This is a genomic window from Streptomyces sp. DSM 41931 (assembly GCF_050271085.1).
Lineage (GTDB): Bacteria > Actinomycetota > Actinomycetes > Streptomycetales > Streptomycetaceae > Streptomyces > Streptomyces albogriseolus.
Genome location: NZ_CP189902.1, coordinates 1,144,932 through 1,164,080, shown reverse-complemented (window position 1 = coordinate 1,164,080; position 19,149 = coordinate 1,144,932). Strand labels below are relative to the sequence as shown.

General features: G+C 72.4%; 19 protein-coding genes and 2 pseudogenes. 11 read left to right on the top strand and 10 right to left on the bottom strand.

Annotated elements, in window-relative coordinates:
* Positions 1-69: 69 nt before the first annotated feature.
* Positions 70-597: an NUDIX domain-containing protein gene (locus ACP7TJ_RS05615; RefSeq protein WP_189910362.1), complete on the top strand. Its 528-nt coding sequence runs from the start codon at positions 70-72 to the stop codon at positions 595-597.
* A 96-nt stretch (positions 598-693) separates the two neighbouring features.
* Here the strand turns inward: ACP7TJ_RS05615 and ACP7TJ_RS05610 are convergent, their stop codons facing one another.
* Entirely contained in the window at positions 694-1,554 is an 861-nt protein-coding gene (locus tag ACP7TJ_RS05610; RefSeq protein WP_093765834.1) for a 3-hydroxybutyryl-CoA dehydrogenase, read from the bottom strand.
* 180 nt (positions 1,555-1,734) lie between these two features.
* Here ACP7TJ_RS05610 and ACP7TJ_RS05605 point away from each other — a divergent pair, with 180 nt between their 5' ends.
* Entirely contained in the window at positions 1,735-3,006 is a 1,272-nt protein-coding gene (locus ACP7TJ_RS05605; RefSeq protein WP_380883162.1) for a glycoside hydrolase family 10 protein, read from the top strand.
* Here the strand turns inward: ACP7TJ_RS05605 and ACP7TJ_RS05600 are convergent, their stop codons facing one another.
* Positions 3,007-3,207 (bottom strand): DUF1918 domain-containing protein, encoded by a 201-nt coding sequence (locus tag ACP7TJ_RS05600; RefSeq protein ID WP_093765836.1) that lies wholly within the window; start codon positions 3,205-3,207, stop codon positions 3,007-3,009. It lies immediately after the preceding gene.
* 122 nt (positions 3,208-3,329) lie between these two features.
* Positions 3,330-4,247, bottom strand: coding sequence for a DMT family transporter (locus ACP7TJ_RS05595; RefSeq protein ID WP_093765837.1), 918 nt, complete (start codon positions 4,245-4,247; stop codon positions 3,330-3,332).
* Here ACP7TJ_RS05595 and ACP7TJ_RS05590 point away from each other — a divergent pair.
* The 3 genes from ACP7TJ_RS05590 to ACP7TJ_RS05580 all read left to right on the top strand — a co-directional run bounded on the left by ACP7TJ_RS05590 (position 4,246) and on the right by ACP7TJ_RS05580 (position 6,892).
* Positions 4,246-5,682: a PLP-dependent aminotransferase family protein gene (locus tag ACP7TJ_RS05590; RefSeq protein ID WP_367449389.1), complete on the top strand. Its 1,437-nt coding sequence runs from the start codon at positions 4,246-4,248 to the stop codon at positions 5,680-5,682. The genes ACP7TJ_RS05595 and ACP7TJ_RS05590 overlap by 2 nt on opposite strands.
* 40 nt (positions 5,683-5,722) lie before the next feature.
* The gene (locus tag ACP7TJ_RS05585) at positions 5,723-6,166 is read left to right on the top strand and encodes a GNAT family N-acetyltransferase (RefSeq protein ID WP_167742582.1); all 444 of its coding nucleotides are present in this window, start codon (positions 5,723-5,725) and stop codon (positions 6,164-6,166) included.
* 132 nt (positions 6,167-6,298) lie between these two features.
* A complete protein-coding gene (locus tag ACP7TJ_RS05580; protein ID WP_093765840.1) occupies positions 6,299-6,892 on the top strand; it encodes a histidine phosphatase family protein in 594 nt (197 codons plus the stop codon).
* Here ACP7TJ_RS05580 and ACP7TJ_RS05575 read toward each other — a convergent pair.
* Positions 6,889-7,335 carry a DUF6314 family protein gene (locus ACP7TJ_RS05575; RefSeq protein ID WP_266395785.1) on the bottom strand — a complete coding sequence of 149 codons (447 nt, stop codon included), beginning with the start codon at positions 7,333-7,335 and terminating at the stop codon, positions 6,889-6,891. The two genes, ACP7TJ_RS05580 and ACP7TJ_RS05575, sit on opposite strands and share 4 nt — an antisense overlap.
* 93 nt (positions 7,336-7,428) lie before the next feature.
* Entirely contained in the window at positions 7,429-8,835 is a 1,407-nt protein-coding gene (locus ACP7TJ_RS05570; protein ID WP_427762327.1) for an erythromycin esterase family protein, read from the bottom strand.
* A gap of 217 nt (positions 8,836-9,052) precedes the next feature.
* Here ACP7TJ_RS05570 and ACP7TJ_RS05565 point away from each other — a divergent pair, with 217 nt between their 5' ends.
* Positions 9,053-10,147, top strand: coding sequence for a barstar family protein (locus tag ACP7TJ_RS05565; RefSeq protein WP_427762323.1), 1,095 nt, complete (start codon positions 9,053-9,055; stop codon positions 10,145-10,147).
* Between the two features lie 108 nt (positions 10,148-10,255).
* Here the strand turns inward: ACP7TJ_RS05565 and ACP7TJ_RS05560 are convergent.
* Together ACP7TJ_RS05560 and ACP7TJ_RS05555 are read right to left on the bottom strand one after the other, a co-directional pair.
* Positions 10,256-10,528, bottom strand: a pseudogene (locus ACP7TJ_RS05560) (DUF5958 family protein); the annotation flags it as partial.
* A 51-nt stretch (positions 10,529-10,579) separates the two neighbouring features.
* Positions 10,580-11,032, bottom strand: coding sequence for a hypothetical protein (locus ACP7TJ_RS05555; protein WP_367474469.1), 453 nt, complete (start codon positions 11,030-11,032; stop codon positions 10,580-10,582).
* A 494-nt stretch (positions 11,033-11,526) separates the two neighbouring features.
* On the opposite strand from ACP7TJ_RS05555, the gene argC reads away from it, so the two are divergent.
* From argC to ACP7TJ_RS05530, 5 genes are read left to right on the top strand one after another with little or no spacing between them, the layout of a single operon-like run.
* A complete protein-coding gene (argC, locus tag ACP7TJ_RS05550) occupies positions 11,527-12,555 on the top strand; it encodes an N-acetyl-gamma-glutamyl-phosphate reductase (protein ID WP_380866295.1) in 1,029 nt (342 codons plus the stop codon).
* On the top strand, positions 12,552-13,703 hold the full coding sequence (argJ, locus tag ACP7TJ_RS05545) for a bifunctional glutamate N-acetyltransferase/amino-acid acetyltransferase ArgJ (RefSeq protein ID WP_387622508.1): 1,152 nt from the start codon (positions 12,552-12,554) through the stop codon (positions 13,701-13,703). The genes argC and argJ overlap by 4 nt, the downstream gene beginning before the upstream one ends.
* On the top strand, positions 13,700-14,602 hold the full coding sequence (gene argB, locus ACP7TJ_RS05540; RefSeq protein WP_093765847.1) for an acetylglutamate kinase: 903 nt from the start codon (positions 13,700-13,702) through the stop codon (positions 14,600-14,602). Before argJ ends, argB begins: the two co-directional genes overlap by 4 nt.
* Complete coding sequence (locus ACP7TJ_RS05535) at positions 14,599-15,804, top strand: acetylornithine transaminase (protein WP_093765848.1); 1,206 nt, start codon at positions 14,599-14,601, stop codon at positions 15,802-15,804. The genes argB and ACP7TJ_RS05535 overlap by 4 nt, the downstream gene beginning before the upstream one ends.
* Positions 15,805-15,811: 7 nt before the next feature.
* On the top strand, positions 15,812-16,360 hold the full coding sequence (locus ACP7TJ_RS05530; RefSeq protein ID WP_093765849.1) for an arginine repressor: 549 nt from the start codon (positions 15,812-15,814) through the stop codon (positions 16,358-16,360).
* 80 nt (positions 16,361-16,440) lie between these two features.
* Here the strand turns inward: ACP7TJ_RS05530 and ACP7TJ_RS05525 are convergent, their stop codons facing one another.
* The 3 genes and pseudogenes from ACP7TJ_RS05525 to ACP7TJ_RS05515 form a co-directional block, all read right to left on the bottom strand.
* Entirely contained in the window at positions 16,441-17,178 is a 738-nt protein-coding gene (locus ACP7TJ_RS05525) for an FAD:protein FMN transferase (protein WP_427767282.1), read from the bottom strand.
* A gap of 64 nt (positions 17,179-17,242) precedes the next feature.
* A pseudogene (locus tag ACP7TJ_RS05520) lies at positions 17,243-17,677 on the bottom strand (FMN-binding protein); the annotation flags it as partial.
* Positions 17,678-17,730: 53 nt separating this feature from the next.
* The gene (locus tag ACP7TJ_RS05515; RefSeq protein WP_427762319.1) at positions 17,731-19,113 is read right to left on the bottom strand and encodes a ferredoxin reductase family protein; all 1,383 of its coding nucleotides are present in this window, start codon (positions 19,111-19,113) and stop codon (positions 17,731-17,733) included.
* Positions 19,114-19,149: the final 36 nt, after the last annotated feature.

Here is a 19,149-nt window from a genome sequence, read left to right as displayed (position 1 = left end):
TCCGTACGCCTGCTGTACGGCCGCCGCCGCTGCGATATTGCCCCTTACCCATCGGAAGGCGGCAGAACCATGCAGTGGACGAAACAAAACGAACAGCCTGTGTACTCAAACCGCTGGTTCAGCGTCAATCTCGCGGATGTCGAACTCCCGGACGGCCGTCACCTCGACCACTTCCTCATACGGCTGAGGCCCGTCGCCGTGGCCACGGTGGTGAACGACGCCAACGAGGTCCTGCTGCTGTGGCGGCACCGCTTCATCACCGACAGCTGGGGCTGGGAACTCGCGGCGGGCGTGGTGGAGGACGGCGAGGACGTCGCCGCCGCGGCGGCGAGGGAGCTGGAGGAGGAGACCGGCTGGCGCCCGGGCCCCCTGCACCACCTGATGAGCGTGGAGCCGTCCAACGGACTCACCGACGCCCGCCACCACATCTACTGGTCCCACGAGGGCGAGTACGTCGGTGACCCCGTCGACGCCTTCGAGTCGGACCGCCGTGAGTGGGTCCCCCTGAAAGCGGTCCCGGACCTGATCACCCGCGGCGAGGTCCCCGCGGCCAACATGGCCGCGGCCCTGCTCCTCCTGCACCACCTGCGCCTCTAGGAAGCGGGCCGCACGAACTCCGGCGCGGCGCGAAGGACGCGGGTCCCCGGCCGGACGACCGGCCGGGGACCCGCGGAGGGGACGTCGCGCGTCCCGTCAGTCGTACGTGTAGAAGCCCGACCCCGTCTTGCGGCCCAGACGGCCCGCGTCCACCATGCGCTGGAGCAGCGGGGGAGCCGCGTACAGGGGCTCCTTGTACTCCTCGTACATCGAGTACGCGACCGAGGCGACCGTGTCCAGGCCGATCAGGTCGGAGAGCTTGAGCGGGCCCATCGGGTGGGCGCAGCCCATCTCCATGCCGTTGTCGATGTCCTCGCGGCTGGCGATGCCCGACTCGAACATCCGGATCGCGGAGAGCAGGTACGGGATCAGCAGCGCGTTGACCACGAAGCCGGAGCGGTCCTGGGCGCGGATGGCGTGCTTGCCCAGCACCTTCTCGGTGAAGACCTGCGCGCGGCTCAGGGTGCCCTCGGAGGTGGTGAGCGCCGGGATCAGCTCGACCAGCTTCTGCACCGGGGCCGGGTTGAAGAAGTGGATGCCGATGACGTGGTCCGGGCGGGACGTCGCGACGGCCAGCTTCACCAGCGGGATGGAGGAGGTGTTCGACGCCAGGATCGCGTCGGGACGGGTCACCACCTGGTCGAGCACCTGGAAGATCTCCGTCTTCACCTGCTCGTTCTCGACGACGGCCTCGATCACCAGGTCACGGTCGGCGAACTCGCCGAGGTCCGTGGTGAAGGTCAGCCGGGCCTGGGTGTCCGCCAGCTCCTCCTCGCTGATCTTGCCGCGCTCCGCCGCCTTCGACAGGGAGTTGAACAGCCGGGTACGGCCGATCTCCAGGGCTTCGCCGGTGGTCTCGGCGACCTTGACGTCCAGCCCGGCACGGGCGCACACCTCGGCGATACCCGCGCCCATCTGACCGCAGCCCACCACTCCGACGCGTTCGATGTCGGTCACATCGTCCCTTTCGCTACTGCTTACGGCTGTGGCAGGGTGCCGGGTCCCGGCGCCTGCTCCGTTCGAGCACGTTACTCCGAAGTATCGATGATCGATCGCGGGGGTCGGGCATCCTGGCCGGGAGACCGCCCTGACCAGGCGGTTCCAAGACGATCGTGACAGAAGTCGGCACAGAAGAGGATGGGGGCGAGGGTGCGGGTGTCACGCAGGGGCTTCGCGGCGGCGGCGCTGGCCGCCCTGGCGACCATGACGCAGGGGTCCGCCGCGCCGCGGCCGGCGCAGGGCACGGGGGCCGCGGGCGGGCCCGGCCGGGGAGGCGCGGCGACCGGTGAGATGCGGGGCATGTGGGTGGCCACGGTCACCAACCGGGACTGGCCGTCCCGGCCCGGCCTGAGCGCCGGCCGGCAGCGCGCCGAGCTGCTCGCCCACCTGGACGCCGCCGTCCGCGCCCGCCTCAACACGGTGATGCTCCAGGTCCGGCCCACGGCCGACGCGCTGTGGCCGTCCCCGTACGAGCCGTGGTCGCAGTACCTCACCGGCACGCAGGGCGCGGACCCCGGCTGGGACCCGCTCGGCACGGCGGTCACCGAGGCGCACGCCCGCGGGCTGCAGCTGCACGCCTGGTTCAACCCGTACCGGGTCGCCCTGCACGCCGACCCCTCCCGGCTCGCCGCCTCCCACCCGGCGCGCCGCAACCCCGGCTGGGTGATCCCGTACGGCGGGAAGCTGTACTACGACCCGGGGCTGCCCGAGGTCCGTGCGTTCGTGCGGGAGGCGATGCTGGACGCGGTGCGCCGCTACCCGGTCGACGGGGTCCACTTCGACGACTACTTCTACCCGTACCCGGTGGCCGGGCAGACCTTCGACGACGACGCCGCCTACGACCGGTACGGCGCCGCCTTCCCGGACCGCGCGGCCTGGCGGCGGGACAACGTCGACCGGCTGGTCCGCGAGACGGCCGAGGGCATCCGGGCGATCCGCCCCGGCGCCCGCTTCGGCATCAGCCCCTTCGGGGTGTGGCGCAACGCCGACGTCGACGTGCGGGGCTCCGCCACCCGTGCGGGCGTGCAGTCGTACGACGATCTGCACGCGGACACCCGGAAGTGGGCGCAGGAGAACTGGATCGACTACATCTGCCCGCAGCTGTACTGGCACATCGGCTTCGCCGCGGCGGACTACGCGACACTGCTGCCCTGGTGGGCCGACGTCGTGCGCGGCTCGGGCACGCGGCTGTACGCGGGGGAGGCGCTGTACAAGGCGGGGGACCCGGCGCAGCCCGCTGCCTGGCAGGACCCCGCCGAACTGTCCCGCCACCTCACGCTGGCGAAGCGGTACCCCGAGGTGCGGGGGCACGTGTTCTTCGCGGCACGCGAGGTGACGGCCGATCCGGTCGGGGCGATGGCACGGGTGGTGGCCGACCACTACGGCCGGCCCGCCGGGCCCCCGTCCTGATCAGTGCCGGGTCACGGTCTCCCGGTGCCGGATCTGGGTGTCGGGGCCGGGGGAGCAGATGCCCTCGTGCCCGTCCTCGAACCGGACCCGGAACGGCGGGTCGCCGTCCCGGCCGAGCACTTCGACGATCTCGCCGACCTTGTCGTGCTGGCCGACCACCCTGCCGTGCTGGACAAGCTGGTCACCCACGGTTGCGCGCATCGTCGCCTCCTCACCTGAAGGGAGCAGCGGTCCATGCTCCTTAGAGTCTACGGCGGGGGGCGCGTGACGGCAGCGGTCCGCTCACGACATCGTGAGCCTCCGCCCGCCGCGCGGGCCGCACCTCACCCCCGCGCCCGCTGCGTCACGGCGATGCACACCAGGACCGCCACCGCCGTGACCGGGGCCGCCAGGGGGAGGTGTTCGCCCAGGAGGAACACCGACCAGAACAACGTCAGCAGGGGCTGGGCGAGCTGTAGTTGGCTGGCCTTGGGGATGCCGATGGCGGCCATGCCCCGGTACCAGACGATCAGGCCGAGGAACTGGGAGCCCGCCGCCACCCACAGCAGGCCGGTCACGCTGTGCGCGGTCAGCTGGACCGGTTCCGCGGTCAGGGCGACCACGGCGACCGGCACGGTGAGCGGCAGGCACAGCACCAGGGCCCAGCCGATGACCTGCCAGCCCGGCATGGCGCCGGCCAGCCGGCCGCCCTCGGTGTAGCCGGCCGCGCAGATCAGCAGCGCCCCGAACAGGTACAGGTCCGCCGTCGTCAGCGCGCCCCCGCTCTGCTGCACGGTGAACGCCACCACCGCCGCCGCGCCGGCGAGGGCCGCCGCCCAGAAGGTGCGCGAGGGGCGTGCGCCCGTCCGCAGGGACGAGAACAGCGCCGTGGTGAGCGGGAGCAGACCGACCACCACGGCGGCGTGCGCCGTCGTGGACGTCCGCAGCGCCAGCGTGGTCAGCATCGGGAAGCCGAGCACCACACCCGCGGCGACCACCGCGAGCCCCGGCCAGTGGCGGCGGGCGGGGAGCGGGACGCGCAGGGCCAGCAGACAGCCCCCGGCGATCACCGCCGCGAGCACGCTGCGCACCGCCACCAGCGACCAGGGGCCGAAGCCCTCCAGGCCCCAGGCAGTGGCGGGGAAGGTCAGGGAGAAGGCGACCACTCCGAGGGCGGCCTGGAGGGTGCCGAAGCCACGGCCGCGCGGGGGAGCGGGGACTGCTATCGGAACCGCGGCGGTAGCGCTACTCTGTACTCTCATGCATGAGAGTAGCAGCGTCGGTGAACTGGCGGAACAGCTTCGACAGGAGCTGGACCGCTACTCTCCCGGTGAGAAGCTCCCGTCCAGCCGTGCCCTCGTCGAGCGGTTCCGGGTCAGCCCCGTGACCGTCTCCCGGGCCCTGGCGCGGCTCGCCGCCGAGGGCCTGGTCGTCACCCGCCCCGGCGCCGGCGCCTTCCGTGCCGTGCCCCGCACACCGGCCGCCCCCACCGGGGACACCTCCTGGCAGGAGGTCGCCCTCAGCGCCGACGGCGCCGCCGACCTCGTACCGCGCTCGGTCGACGCGTCCGGCGTCCTCGTCTCGCTGGCCGCCCCCGCGCCCGGGGTGATCGAGTTCAACGGCGGCTACCTGCACCCCTCGCTCCAGCCGGAGCGCGCCATGGCGGCGGCGCTGGCCCGCGCCGGGCGCAGGCCGGGAGCGTGGGGCCGGCCGCCCATGGAAGGGCTGCCGGAGCTGCGCGAGTGGTTCGCGCGCGCCGTCGGCGGACCCGTGACGGCGGCCGGCGTGCTGGTCACCGCGGGCGGACAGTCGGCCCTGACCACCGCCCTGCGCGCCCTCGCCCCGCCCGGCGCGCCCGTCCTCGTCGAGTCGCCCACCTACCCGGGCATGCTGGCCATCGCCCGCGCCGCCGGACTCCGCCCGGTGCCCGTCCCGGTGGACGCCGACGGAGTACGGCCGTCCCTGCTCGCCGACGCCTTCCGCGCGACCGGCGCCCGCGTCTTCGTCTGCCAGCCCCTCTTCCAGAACCCCACCGGCGCCGTCCTCGCCCCCGAGCGGCGCGCCGAGGTGCTGCGCATCGCCCGGCAGGCCGGCGCGTTCGTCGTCGAGGACGACTTCGTACGGAGGCTGGTGCACGAGGATGCGGGCCCGCTGCCGCGTCCGCTCGCCGCCGACGACCCCGACGGCGTGGTGGTGCACGTCAGCTCGCTGACCAAGGCCACCTCGCCGAGCTTCCGGGTGAGCGCCCTCGCCGCGCACGGCCCGGTGCTGGAGCGGCTGCGGGCCATCCAGATCGTCGACACCTTCTTCGTGCCGCGTCCGCTCCAGGAGGCCACCCTGGAGCTGGTCGGCTCGCCCGCCTGGCCCCGCCACCTGCGCGCGATCGCCGCCGCCCTGCGCGCCCGCCGCGACGCCATGACCGCCGCGCTCCGCCTCCACCTGCCCGGCCTGGCCCTGCCGCACATCCCCTCCGGCGGCTACCACCTGTGGCTGCGCCTGCCCGACGGCGCGTCCGAGTCCGCCCTGACCGCCGCCGCCCTGCGCGCGGGCGTCGCCGTCACCCCGGGGCGCCCCTACTTCAGCGCCGAACCGCCCGCCGGACACCTGCGCCTGAGCTTCGCCGCCGTGGCCGGCGCCGGTGAGATCACGGAGGGCGTGCACCGGCTGCGCACCGCCTGGTCCCAGGTGGTGGGATAACGGCTCGACGCCCGCCGCCACCGGCTGCCAGCATCGGCGCATGACTGCCGACCCCCGCCTGCCCGAGGGCTACGAGCTCTCCACCGACCCCGCCCGGATCGACGCCGACACGGTGCACCGGTGGCTGTCCACCGACGCCTACTGGGCCCTCGGCCGCCCCCGTGAGACACAGGACCGGGCGATCGGCGGCTCCCTCAACTTCGGTGTGTACGACACGGTCACCGGCGCGCAGGTGGCGTACGCCCGCGTCATCACCGACCGGGCCACCTTCGCCTGGCTGTGCGACGTGTACGTGGACCCCGCCGTCCGCGGCAAGGGCCTCGGCACCGCGCTGGTCACCGCCGTACGGGACGACGTGCGCGACTACGGCGTGCGGCGCGTCCTGCTCGCCACGCACGACGCGCACGAGGTGTACGCGCCGCTCGGGTTCCGGCCACTGGAGCGGCCCGACCAGTGGATGGCGCTGATCTTCCAGGAGTCGTAGAACGCGCTCCCGCGGGCGTTCCGGGCGGATTCGTTCCCTACGTCCCCGCCGGAGGGTGAGGGGCGCGCCACCATGCGTCATGGCCGGCCGGCACCTCTTGACCAGCCGACCCCGGCGGCTGACCATCGCCGCATGGCACTCCGGGTCACGTTCGTCGCCGCAGCGGGGAGCTCCACGGTGCTGTCCGAGCGCTTCGAGGACTCCCGGCCGCTGGACCAGGCCGGTTGGAGCGAGGTGCAACGCGTCGCGCACGAACTGCTGCCCCTGGCGGCGGCCGACCTGCGCTACTGCTCCCCGGCGCCCCGCAGCCGCGCCACCGGGGAGGGGCTCGGCTACGCGCCGCTCGTCCAGCTCGCCCTGCGCGACTGCGACATGGGGCGCTGGCGCGGACTGACCCTGGGCGAGGCGATGGCCCGCGAGCCGGAGGCGGTGGACGCCTGGCTCGCCGACCCGCGGTCCACGCCCCACGGCGGCGAGTGCCTGCTGGACTTCATCGGACGCGTCGGCGGCTGGCTCGACACCCGGCCCGCCGAGGACGGCTGCCGGGTGGTCGCCGTGGCCGAGCCGTCGGTGATCCGCGCGGCGCTCGTCTACGCGCTCAAGGCGCCGCCCGCCACGTACTGGAACATCGACGTCCGCTCGCTGTCGACGATCAGCGTGGCCGGGCGGCCGGGCCGCTGGAGTCTGCGGCTGGAGAGCGTCTCGGCCCAGCCTCTGCGCGCCTAGGGCCGGTCCACGCGCGCGTGGTCCGTGACGAGTTCCAGGTCCTTCGCCGGGCCGCGCACCCGCCAGACCGTGCGCCAGTGGCGGGCGTCCCGGACGGTGAACTCGCCCCGGTAGAGATCCGCCGAGCAGGGGTGGTTGGCGAGGTGGCGGCCGGACCTGAGGTCCAGGCCGTGGAAGAAGCGGCCGTCCGCGAACCGCACGTCCGCCGTGCCGTCGGGGCCGGGCAGGAAGCGGAGCGTGCGCCCGGCGGGCCGGGTGACGCCCCGCCAGGTGAAGTCGCCGGACTCCCGGTACAGCAGGCCGCCGTCCTCCAGCGGGCCGAAGTCGACCGTCCCGGCGAACCGTCCCTCGTCGCCGCTCGCCAGGTCCCGCACGGTCCGTTCCGCCCGCCAGCGGCCGGCCAGGTAGGCCAGCGCGTCGGGTACCGGCCAGAACTCGCCCACGACACCCCGTTCCCCGTGGTCGCGCCCTCGCGCGACCCGTCCACGTACTCCTGTCCCTCCCTATCCTGCCGTGCGAAGCGCCGACGCCGTCCGTCAGGTCGCCACCCGGCACTCGGCGTCCGGTGCGCCGCGTCCCTCGGCGGGAAGGAGACGGGCGGCGTCGATGTGGTGGAAGTGGACGAGCAGGTCCGAGCTCATCAGCAGCGACGTGTCGGCCTCGGGGGCGGGCCACACGGTGCCGATCTCCGTGGTCGGACGTGACGCGGTCAGCCACTGCCTGGCCGGTTCCCGGACCGTGCGCAGGTCCAGCAGGTAGACCGGGTGGGGCACGAGATCCAGGGTGTACTCGTTGGTGCCCGGCTCGGGCGGCCCCGTGGTGAAGGTGCCCAGCGGCAGGGCCTCCTGGGTGCTGAGGCCGTCGTACGCGACGAAGGATCCCTCGCCGAAGCTCGTGCGGACGCTGAGGTACCCCGCGCCGAACCGGTCGCGCAGGAAGGCGCCCTGCGGCCGGGGGTAGTCGGGGCTGTTGCTGACCAGGGCCACGTGCCCGTCGTGCGCGGCGAGGACGGTCTTGCTGCCCGTGTGCTCGTACCACCAGGTGAGGTTCGCGGCCATCTGCTCGTCGCGGTACAGATCCTGCTGCGTCCCCTCGGTCGCGTTGTCGAACGCGTAGAAGCGGGCGCTCTGCGCGATGACCCGGGCGTGCTGGACGGTCCAGTCGAACTCCTCGCGGTCCCGGTCCGGCGCCTGCGAGCGGAGCAGCTCGTACGCCTGCCGGGTGCGGCGGGCCATGTCCAGCCGCTCGTCCTGCGGCCGGTTCCTGAACTCGCGGGTGGCGGTCAGCACCTCACCGGTGGGGCGGTCCCGGTAGAGCTCGGCGAACCGCGCGCGCAGCTCGGGGAGGCGGCGGTCGACGTACCGCAGTACCCGGTCGTACAGCCTGGGCTCGACCGGGACGATGTCGTCGCCCACGAACTGCAGAGGGCGGCCGCCGCGCGCGTTGTGGGCGCGCATCCACTCGAACAGATGCAGATACTCCTCGTTGTTCCAGAGCCGGTCCTCGCTCTGGAAGACCTCGCGCATGATCCGGCGGATGTCACCCCTGCCGGTCAGCAGCCACTCGTTGATCCGCAGGCCGGCGTCCCAGCCCGCCTCCCGGGCGAGGGCGGTGAAGCCCTTCTCCTCGGCCAGGTACCGGAAGACGCGCTCCTGGAGCGCGAAGAACTGGTGGGAGCCGTGCGTGGCCTCTCCCACCCCCACGATCACGGCACCGTCGACGGCCCGGCCCAGCGGCCGCAGATCCCCGAGGGTGTCCATCGGCTCGCCGGAAGCCAGCGCGGACGCCGCCCGGGTCAGCTCGGCGACGACCGGGTCGGGCGTGTAGCCGCCGGCCCGGGCGGGCGCCGCGGGAAGAACTGCCGACAGCAGCAGGGCCAGCAAGGCCGGCAGGACCGGCAGGGCGGCGCGGCGGCGGCGCGAGAGGTGGGACGCGGACTGCATGGGCTGGGTCTCCTCACGTCAGCCCCCCGGGACAGCATGGTCGGCACACCTCCGGTCCGCCCGCAGAGCAAACCCGGCGCTGGGCCGATCGGGGTATGTGACTGAGCGCTTCAGATGGTGCCGTCCGCCAGATCGAGCGCTCAGCCTCCATCCGACCCGGAACGGTTCACCGTGACCGATCTTGAAACGAGCTTCACGGACTGTCCCTGGTCTGGGCATGATTCCCACCGTGCATGTGGACAGGGGCCATCGCGGGCAGGGACGGTACGCGCTGACGGACCCAGGAAGCGGCCACGTCTGGGGCGTCTGTACCGAGGTGGAGGGACTGTTCCGGGAACCCCTGCGTGGGACGTACGAGCTGTTCGGCTGGGTTCCGGATGGAGCCGAGGTCCCGCGCGGCTGGGTCGGTAGCAGGGTGTGGCTGGTGCCGGAGGACAGGACGCTCGATGCCTGGCAGCTGGAGGACGCGGAGAGTCTTGGGCCGTACCCGGGGACGGACGGTCTTGTGCTCACCGGTCTGGACGACTACGTGGGCCCGCCCGAGGGGCACCGAGGGCCTGTCCGGCTGCACGACGGGTACCGGTGGCTGGGTTCCTGCCGGGAGTTCGCCCGCGTTCTGCCGCCCGAGCCAGTGGAACCTCCTCTCGTCCTGCGAGGGCTTGTCCCGAGTGATCGGCTACGGCGGGCACTGGCTACGGGCACCCGGCACACGCTGGACCTGGAGGAGGTCTGGCTTGAGATACGGGACGACCGGGGCGAACCGCTCACCGATCGTCTGCTGCGACCCAAAGTCCGTGCGTGGCAGCCGTCCTCCCGTGGGACGGAGCTCATTGATCTGGAACTCGACGGATACCTCGCACCTGTACCGGGATACGCCCGGCCAGTATGGGAGCGCTGGCTTGCCGGCTCGCCGGACGCCCCTGGTGCTTGGGCCGGGCTCGAGACCCGCCGGCGTGGGGCCTGGCTCGATCTCGTCCGGGAGCGGGGCTGTCGGCTGAAGCACCATGACCGTGCCGGACACGCGTACGAGCTGGATGGCCGGCACATCACGGACGAACCGGGCCTCTACCTGGCACTCGGCGAGGCCGTCAACGGGCCGGGTGGCTACTTCGGCGGCTGCTTGGACGCCCTCGTGGACTGTCTGCGCGGCAACTTCGGCTATACCGCTCCCGCGACCCTGGTCTGGAGGAACGCTGCGACTGCACGCGAGCACCTGTCCCGCGTCCTGGCGCCAGAGGGTGAGCAATATGACCTAGTCGCCCTGGTGATCGACGTTCTGACCGAGGGCGGGATGCACGTGACCCTCACGTGAACTGGCCGAGCTGCCGCAGTCGTAGTGACTCCAACGCTGCTGCCGGTCCGTCGGGCTATGTACGCGCCTGATACGGGGCCCAACTGGGCGCTGATGCCGACGGAGCGATCAATCAGCCGCGGACAGCCTGTGCCACCAGTGACTGCAACCGTTCGAGCAGTAGCGCTCGCGGCGTCGTCCGTCGGCGATTGCGAGCACCGCGACCAGCAGCCGGAAGGCCTTCCGGCGTTCGTCGCGGGGAGTCAGAGAGGCGATCTTCCCCAGTTGATCGTCTATCCGACCATGCGTGACCAGCACAGCCGGCGTGTGCGTCGGGCGCAGACCGGCACGGCGGATGCCCTCCGGTCCGTCCTCGGCGACGGCACGTGCCTGGACACAGTGGTGGCGAAGATGGAGTTCCCATCGGGCAAGCGCTTCGGCGCGGAGTCGAGGTCAGTGGAACCAGGTAACGAGTCGCACATGCTCTGCTCCATGGAGTTCGCCGAGTGTCCGCATCACGCTCCACACCGGCCCCCAGTGGGTTTCGTTTCCGGCGACCGATTCTCGGCTTCGCGTGCCGGATCCGTCTGTTTCCTGCCAGTCGGTCGAGGCGAGCTCGGCCCACGTGATCCATGTCGTGCCGTGGGTATCGGGAGATCCGCCGTACGCGGCGTACTCGGTCTGGAGCCCCTCGGACGCGTCGCTCGGAAAGCCGCGGCTGTCGGCCAGAGGGCGGAAGCCGAAGTGGTTCCGGATGCCGAAGAGGCAGGCGAGGGCGTCGTAGGCGTTGCCGTTGTCGAGCAGGAAGAGGTCGATGGCGGCGTGCCACACGGAGTCCTCGTCGTCCGGGCCCCAGAGGCGGGCACCTGGCCGGCACTCGATCATCCCGCTGACTTCGGTGGACATGCACGCATGCTGCCCGCACGGCCCGTGATTCGGCACCTGCATTTCCTACGACCCGCTTCGCCAAGTGCGCAGGTGCCGCTATCCGCCACCAGGAGTGAGGGCCTCGTGGGCTGAGGCCCGGATACGTTCGAACTCGGCCGCTGTCATTTCCGTGGCGGCCTGGGTGTCCTGCCAGCCGTCCAGAATGCCTTCGAGGACGCCGTGCTTGTGCTCGTAATCGGCCGTCGCCCTCTGGTCACGCTGGTCGCCGGTAAGAGCGGATCCATCGGGTGGCGTGAATGTGGGGATTCATTGGGAGTGGTGGGTCGGGGGACGACTGTGGCGGGGACCAGAGGTGCTGCTGAGCGCGTGGCAGCGGTGCGACCAGCCCCAGCTGCCTGGCCTCCCGGCGGTTCAGCCCCTCCAGCTCGGCCACCTTCGCCCGGCGCCGCTCGGCATCGCGTTGCATAAACGTGCAGCGAAACGTATAGTCATGCCATCAAGAGGAGGTTGTCATGGCGGTACGTGCGGCGGTGGCCGGAGCGAGCGGGTACGCGGGCGGTGAGCTGCTGCGTCTGCTCCTGACCCACCCCGGGGTCGAGATCGGCGCCCTGACCGGGAACACCAACGCCGGACAGCGGCTGGGCGCGCTCCAGCCGCACCTGCTCCCCCTGGCCGACCGGGTGCTGGAGCCGACCACCCCCGAGGCGCTCGCCGGGCACGACGTCGTCTTCCTCGCCCTGCCGCACGGCCAGTCCGCCGCCGTCGCCGAGCAGCTCGGCGACGAGGTGCTGGTGATCGACATGGGCGCCGACTTCCGGCTGAAGGACGCCGCCGACTGGGAGGCGTTCTACGGCTCCCCGCACGCCGGCACCTGGCCCTACGGCCTGCCCGAACTGCCGGGCGGCCGCGCCGCGCTGGAGGGGTCCAGGCGTGTCGCGGTGCCCGGTTGCTACCCCACCGCCGTCTCCCTCGCCCTGTTCCCGGCCTACACCGCCGGGCTCGCCGAGAACGAGGCCGTGGTCGTCGCCGCGTCCGGCACCTCCGGCGCGGGCAAGTCGCCCAAGCCGCACCTGCTGGGCAGCGAGGTCATGGGCTCCATGACGCCGTACGGCGTGGGCGGCGGGCACCGGCACACCCCCGAGATGATCCAGAACCTCAGTGCGGCGGCCGGCGAGCGCGTCACCGTCTCCTTCACACCCACCCTGGCGCCGATGCCCCGTGGCATCCTCGCCACCTGCTCCGCGAAGGCGAGGCCCGGCGTCACCGCCGAGTCCGTGCGCGCCGCCTACGAGAAGGCGTTCGCCGACGAACCGTTCGTGCGCCTTCTGCCCGAGGGACAGTGGCCCGCCACCGCCTCCGTGTACGGCTCCAACGCCGTCCAGGTGCAGGTCGCCCACGACGCCGCCGCCGGCCGGATCGTCGCGATCAGCGCCATCGACAACCTCACCAAGGGCACCGCGGGCGGTGCCGTCCAGAGCATGAACATCGCCCTGGGTCTCGACGAGACCACGGGGCTGACGACGATCGGAGTTGCGCCGTGAGTGTGACGGCAGCGAAGGGATTCACGGCGGCGGGCATCGCCGCCGGGATCAAGGAGAACGGCAACCCCGACCTGGCCCTCGTGGTCAACAACGGCCCCCGACGCGCCGCCGCCGGCGTCTTCACCTCCAACCGCGTCAAGGCCGCGCCCGTGCTCTGGTCCGAGCAGGTCCTCAGGAGCGGGCAGCTCGCCGCCGTCGTCCTCAACTCCGGCGGCGCCAACGCCTGCACCGGGCCCAAGGGCTTCCAGGACACGCACGCCACCGCCGAGAAGGCCGCCGAGGTGCTGGGCGTGGGCGCCGGCGAGGTCGCCGTCTGCTCCACCGGGCTCATCGGCGTCCTGCTCCCCATGGACAAGCTGCTCCCCGGCGTCGGGACCGCGGCCGCCCAGCTCTCCGAGCACGGCGGCGAGAAGGCCGCCATCGCCATCAAGACCACCGACACCGTCCACAAGACGTCGGTGGCCGGCCGGGACGGGTGGACCGTCGGCGGCATGGCCAAGGGCGCGGGCATGCTCGCCCCCGGCCTCGCCACCATGCTCGTCGTCCTCACCACCGACGCCGACGTCGACAGCGAGACCCTGGACAAGGCGCTGCGCGCCGCCACCAGGGTCACCTTCGACCGCGTCGACTCCGACGGCTGCATGTCCACCAACGACACCGTGCTGCTGCTCGCCTCCGGCGCCTCCGGCGTCACCCCGGAGTACGACGACTTCGCCGAGGCCGTGCGGCAGGTGTGCGACGACCTCGGTCAGCAGCTCATCCGCGACGCCGAGGGCGCCAGCAAGGACATCAAGGTCGAGGTCGTGGGCGCCGCCTCCGAGGACGACGCCGTCGAGGTGGGCCGCTCCATCGCCCGCAACAACCTCCTCAAGTGCGCCCTCCACGGCGAGGACCCCAACTGGGGCCGCGTCCTCTCCGCCATCGGCACCACCAAGGCCGCCTTCGAGCCCGACCGGCTGAACGTCGCCATCAACGGCGTCTGGGTGTGCAAGAACGGCGGCGTCGGCGAGGACCGCGACAAGGTCGACATGCGCTACCGCGAGGTGCACATCGTCGCCGACCTGGCCGCCGGCGACGCCACCGCCACCATCTGGACCAACGACCTCACCGCCGACTACGTCCACGAGAACAGCGCCTATTCCTCATGACCGGCACCCGTAAGCACACCGCGCTGCCCAAGGCCCAGATCCTCATCGAGGCCCTGCCCTGGCTGACCCGGCACCACGGCAAGACCGTCGTCATCAAGTTCGGCGGCAACGCCATGGTCGACGAGGAACTGAAGGCCGCGTTCGCCCAGGACGTCGTCTTCCTGAGGCACGCCGGCCTGAAACCCGTCGTCGTGCACGGCGGCGGCCCGCAGATCAGCCGCGCGCTCGAGACCCACGGCATCGTCAGCGAGTTCAAGGCCGGCCTGCGCGTCACCACCGAGGACGCCATGGACGTCGTACGCATGGTGCTCGCCGGACAGGTCCAGCGCGAGCTGGTCGGACTGCTCAACCGGCACGGCCCGCTCGCCGTCGGCCTCACCGGCGAGGACGCGCACACCCTCACCGCAGTCAAACACCAGCCCGAGATCGACGGAGAGCTGGTCGACATCGGGCGGGTGGGCGAGATCACCGAGATCGACACGGGCGCGATCGAGGCCCTGCTCGCCGACGGCCGCATCCCGGTCGTCTCGTCGATCGCCCGCTCCCAGGACGACCACCATGTCTACAACGTCAATGCTGATACGGCGGCTGCGGCACTCGCTGCTGCTCTGGGCGCCGAAACCCTCATGGTCCTCACGGACGTCGAGGGCCTCTACGAGGACTGGCCGAACAGCGACGAGGTGATCAGCCGTCTCACCGCGTCGCAGCTCGAGAAGCTCCTGCCGGAGCTGTCCTCGGGGATGGTGCCCAAGATGGAGGGCTGCCTGCACGCCGTGCGCAACGGCGTGAACACCGCCCGCGTCATCGACGGCCGGGTCCAGCACTCGATCCTGCTGGAGATCTTCACGGACGAGGGCATCGGCACCATGGTCGTGCCCGACGAACAGGGGGAGTCGTGAGCAACGCGGAACTGACCGCCCGGTGGCAGGGCGCGCTGATGGACAACTACGGCACGCCCCGCCTCCCTCTCGTGCGCGGCGAAGGACAGCGGCTCTGGGACGCCGACGGCAAGGAGTACCTCGACTTCGTCGGCGGCATCGCCACCAACGCCCTCGGTCACGGCCACCCGGCGATCGTCGAGGCCGTCACCCGGCAGATCTCCTCCCTGGGCCACATCTCCAACCTCTTCCTCGCCGAGCCGACCGTCGCCCTCGCCGAGCGGCTGCTCCAGCTCTTCGGCCGGGACGGCAGGGTCTTCTTCTGCAACTCCGGCGCCGAGGCCAACGAGGCCGCCTTCAAGATCGGCCGCCTCACCGGACGCACCCACGTCGTCGCGACGGAGGGCGCCTTCCACGGCCGCACCATGGGCGCCCTCGCGCTCACCGGGCAGGCCGGCAAGCGGGAGCCGTTCCTGCCGCTGCCCGGAGACGTCACCCACGTGCCGTTCGGCGACGCCCAGGCGCTGGACGCGGCCGTCACCGAGGACACGGCCCTCGTCATCCTCGAACCCATCCAGGGCGAGCTGGGCGTCGTGGTCCCGCCGACGGGCTACCTCAAGGCGGCCCGCGCCATCACGGCCGCCAAGGGCGCGCTGCTCGTGCTGGACGAGGTGCAGACCGGCGTCGGCCGGACCGGCGACTGGTTCGCGTACCAGGCCCACGAGGGCGTCCTGCCGGACGTCGTCACCCTCGCCAAGCAGCTCGGCGGCGGGCTGCCGCTCGGCGCCACCGTCGCCTTCGGCCGCGCGGCCCAGCTGCTCCGGCCCGGCCACCACGGCACGACCTTCGGCGGCAACCCGGTCGCCTGCGCCGCCGGACTCGCGGTGCTCGACACCATCGCCGGCGAGGGACTGCTGGAGAACGCCAAGCGGCAGGGCGAGAAGCTGCGCGAGGGAATCGAGGGCCTCGGGCACCCCTTGGTCGACCACGTCCGGGGAGCGGGTCTGCTCCTGGGTATCGTGCTCACCGAGCCGCTCGCGCCCCAGGCGCAACAGGCGGCTCAGGACGCCGGGTTCCTCGTGAACGCCGCCGCCCCTGACGTCGTCCGGCTCATGCCGCCGCTGAACCTCGGGGACGACGCGGTGGCCGCGCTCCTCGGGGCGCTGCCCGGCATCCTGGACGCCGCCGGACGCGCGGGCGGGGAAGGACGATCCGGAGAATGAGACGACGATGAGCCAGGAGCAGGATCAGGAGCGGACGGCGGGGCAGGCCGGGCCCGCCGTGCCGCAGACCCGTACCGCGCGGCACCGCCGGATCGTGGACATCCTCAACCGGCAGCCGGTGCGGTCGCAGAGCCAGCTCGCGAAGCTGCTCGCCGACGACGGGCTGAGCGTCACCCAGGCGACGCTCTCCCGCGACCTCGACGAGCTGAACGCGGTGAAGATCCGCAACCACGAAGGGGATCTGATCTACGCGGTGCCGAGCGAGGGCGGGTTCCGCACGCCGCGTGCGCCGCTCGGGGAGTCCGCCAAGGAAGAGCGGATGCGGAGGCTCTCACAGGAGCTGCTGATCTCCGCGGAGGCCTCCGCGAATCTTGTCGTGCTTCGGACGCCTCCGGGGGCGGCGCAGTTCTTGGCGTCCGCCATTGATCAGGCCGAGTTGCACGACATTCTCGGCACCATTGCCGGGGATGACACGTTGTTGCTGATCAGCCGGGAGCCTACGGGTGGGCAGGCTCTGGCTGATCATTTGCTGCGGTTGGCTCAGAACGGCCACTGAGGGGGCGGTTGCCTTCGTCGCCGGGTGCCCCGCCGTGGGGGCTCGGCGCGCAGTTCCCCGCGCCCCTGGGGGTGTCTCCCTCAGCCCAGCCAGTCGGCGAGGTTCGCCGTGCAGCGGACCTCGTCGCCTGCTGTGATCAGCAGGGCCTCCGTGTCGGGGAGGGCGTCCAGCCAGCGCAGGCCCTCTCGGGAGCCCATCGCGAAGGCCGCCGTGGCCCAGCAGTCCGCCCAGGTCAGGCGGGGAGCGACCACCGTCACCGCGACCAGGTCGGTCACCGCCGAGCGGCCCGTGCGCGGGTCCACGATGTGGTCGCCCCGCTCCGCGGTGCCGGACGTGGCCACCGCCAGCTCCCGCGCCCCGGCGGCGGAGACCACCGCGGCGAGGCCGCCCGGGCGCAGCGGGTCCGACACGCCGACCCGCCAGGGCCGGCCCGTGCCCGGCGAGCCGAGCAGCTGGACGTCGCCGCCGCCGTTGACGCTCACCCCGGACGCCCCGGCCGCCAGCAGCTGCCGGGCGGCGCGCTCGGTGGCCCAGCCCTTGACGATCCCGGTCGGGTCGAGCCGCCCCCGGTACCGGGTGCTGAACCAGCCGTCGCTGATCCGTTCCGCCTCCGCGGCCAGCTCCAGCACCTCGGCGACCTCGGGGGCGCACTGCCCGACGTCCAGCTCGCCGCGCGCCAGCCGGGAGATCTGGGTGTCCTCGCGGTAGGTGCTGAACACCTCGTCGACCCGGACCAGTCCGGCGGCGGCCTCCTCCAGCGCCGCGCGCACCGCGCCGGGTTCCCCGCCGCGGACGTCGAGGGAGAAGACGGTCCCCATCGTCTCCACCACACGACGCGCCGCGGCGGGCGCCTCAACGGGGTCCGTCACCGTGTCAGCCACCGGCCTTGTCCAGGGCCGACTGGAGGGACTCCTTGTAGCCGGCGCTGGTGTACGTGGCGCCCGACACGGCGTCGATGTCCGCGGTGCCGGCCTGCACGGCCGCCTGGTTCAGCTTCGGCACGGCGTTGGAGGTGATCTGGTCGCTCTGGCCGCCCTTGGGGGCCTGGACAGCCTCGGCCTTGGTGATCCTGCCGCCGCTGACGGTCAGTCGTACCTGCACCGCCCCGTACTGGGTCTGCGCCGCGTCGCCGGTGACCGTGCCGTCCCCGATGGGCCGGGCGCCGCCCTGTACGGACTCCGCGGCGGGCGGTGCGCCGCCCGCCGCCTCGGCCGACCCCGGGTCGGACGCGGGTTTCAGCGACAGCAGCAGCACGATCCCGGAGACGGTGGCGGCGGTCGCCAGCACGGCGCGCCGGACGGGGTGACTCTTCCTCATCGCTTCTCAAGCTCCTGATGGGTAACGGGCGATCGGGGCCGACGGCCCGCCGCTCACATCTCGAACGACTCGTGGTGGATCCGGCGCGCGGGAACCCCGGCGTCCCGCAGGGCCGCGTACACCTGCTGGGCGAATCCGGGCGGCCCGCACATGAAGACGTCGTGGCGGTCGATGTCGGGGATCTTGCGTCGCAGGCTCTCCGCCGAGATGTCCGGGCGCTCCCCGTCGGGGCTGTTCACCGCGTACATCAGCCGGGCGCCGCGCTCGTCGGCGATCTTCGCCAGCTCGCCCCACAGCGCCAGGTCCTGCGTGCTGTTGGCCCGGTACAGCAGGGTGATGTCGCCGGAGGCGCCGGGCAGTGTCTCGAACAGGGCGCGCATCGGGGTGATGCCCACCCCGCCGGCGACCAGCAGCACCTTGCCGCGGCTGCGGCGCTGCGCGGTCAGCGCCCCGTAGGGGCCCTCCGCCCACACCCGGGTGCCGGGCTCCAGCTCGCGCAGCCGGGAGCTGTGGTCGCCGATCGCCTTGACGGTGATCCGCAGCATGTCCGGACGGGGCGCGGCGGACAGCGAGTACGGGTGGGAGCTCAACCGCATCCCGGGCGCCAGGAAGCGCCAGCGGAAGAACTGCCCGGCCTCGGCGCCCATCCGGTGCAGCCTGCGCCCGCCGATCAGCACCGACACGACGCCGGGCGTCTCCTCGATGACGGCCTGGACCCGCAGCCGGTGCCGCAGGTTCAGCCGGATCGGGGTGAGGATCCGGTACCACAGGACCAGCACGGTCACGGCGCCGTACAACCCGTACCAGAAGGTCTTCGCCGACGGGGTGACGGCGAACTCGTTGCCGGTGGTGATCTGGTGCCAGAACGTCAGGAACACCGCCGCGTACGTCAGCAGGTGCACGTGGTACCAGCCGTCGTACGGCAGCCGGCGCCGGACCGGGCCGACCGACAGGAAGGCGATCACGAACAGCAGTCCGGTGCCGACGGCGGCCTTGCCCATGTCCGGCAGCGTGGTGACGGAGGTGACCGTCTGCGACACGATGTCGGCGAGGGTCCTGCCGGCCTGCCGGGCGTAGCCCCACATGATCAGGAAGACATGGGCGATGACCAGGCTGACGGTGTAGCGGCCGCTCATCGCGTGCCAGCGGGCGACCCGGTCCGAGCCGACCCGCCGTTCCAGCGCGGGCACCCGCGCCATCTGCAGCACGACCAGGGCCATCAGGTATCCGGCGAGCAGGCCGGTGATCCGGCCGGCGGCGATGATCCTGCCGGTGGTGTCCGCGATGGACGGCGTGCTCGTCCACCAGAGCCACAGCACGGCCACCGCTCCCGCACCCACGGCGAGCAGCAGCGGGACGGCGGGGGAGCGGCGCGGACGGATGCGGCGCATCGTCTGGCGGCGGGCGGCACGGCCGCCGGCGAGCGTGGTGGTCACGGTTCCTCCGTGGGACTCGGCCCTTGGCCCTCACAT

Coding starts and splice junctions, on each gene's coding strand:
- ACP7TJ_RS05615 (WP_189910362.1), top strand. CDS start 70: ATGCAGTGGACGAAACAAAACGAACAGCCTGTGTACTCAAACCGCTGG.
- ACP7TJ_RS05605 (WP_380883162.1), top strand. CDS start 1,735: ATGGGGGCGAGGGTGCGGGTGTCACGCAGGGGCTTCGCGGCGGCGGCG.
- ACP7TJ_RS05600 (WP_093765836.1), bottom strand. CDS start 3,207: ATGCGCGCAACCGTGGGTGACCAGCTTGTCCAGCACGGCAGGGTGGTC.
- ACP7TJ_RS05590 (WP_367449389.1), top strand. CDS start 4,246: ATGCATGAGAGTAGCAGCGTCGGTGAACTGGCGGAACAGCTTCGACAG.
- ACP7TJ_RS05595 (WP_093765837.1), bottom strand. CDS start 4,247: ATGAGAGTACAGAGTAGCGCTACCGCCGCGGTTCCGATAGCAGTCCCC.
- ACP7TJ_RS05585 (WP_167742582.1), top strand. CDS start 5,723: ATGACTGCCGACCCCCGCCTGCCCGAGGGCTACGAGCTCTCCACCGAC.
- ACP7TJ_RS05580 (WP_093765840.1), top strand. CDS start 6,299: ATGGCACTCCGGGTCACGTTCGTCGCCGCAGCGGGGAGCTCCACGGTG.
- ACP7TJ_RS05570 (WP_427762327.1), bottom strand. CDS start 8,835: ATGCAGTCCGCGTCCCACCTCTCGCGCCGCCGCCGCGCCGCCCTGCCG.
- ACP7TJ_RS05565 (WP_427762323.1), top strand. CDS start 9,053: ATGATTCCCACCGTGCATGTGGACAGGGGCCATCGCGGGCAGGGACGG.
- ACP7TJ_RS05555 (WP_367474469.1), bottom strand. CDS start 11,032: ATGTCCACCGAAGTCAGCGGGATGATCGAGTGCCGGCCAGGTGCCCGC.
- argC (WP_380866295.1), top strand. CDS start 11,527: ATGGCGGTACGTGCGGCGGTGGCCGGAGCGAGCGGGTACGCGGGCGGT.
- argB (WP_093765847.1), top strand. CDS start 13,700: ATGACCGGCACCCGTAAGCACACCGCGCTGCCCAAGGCCCAGATCCTC.
- ACP7TJ_RS05530 (WP_093765849.1), top strand. CDS start 15,812: ATGAGCCAGGAGCAGGATCAGGAGCGGACGGCGGGGCAGGCCGGGCCC.
- ACP7TJ_RS05525 (WP_427767282.1), bottom strand. CDS start 17,178: ATGGGGACCGTCTTCTCCCTCGACGTCCGCGGCGGGGAACCCGGCGCG.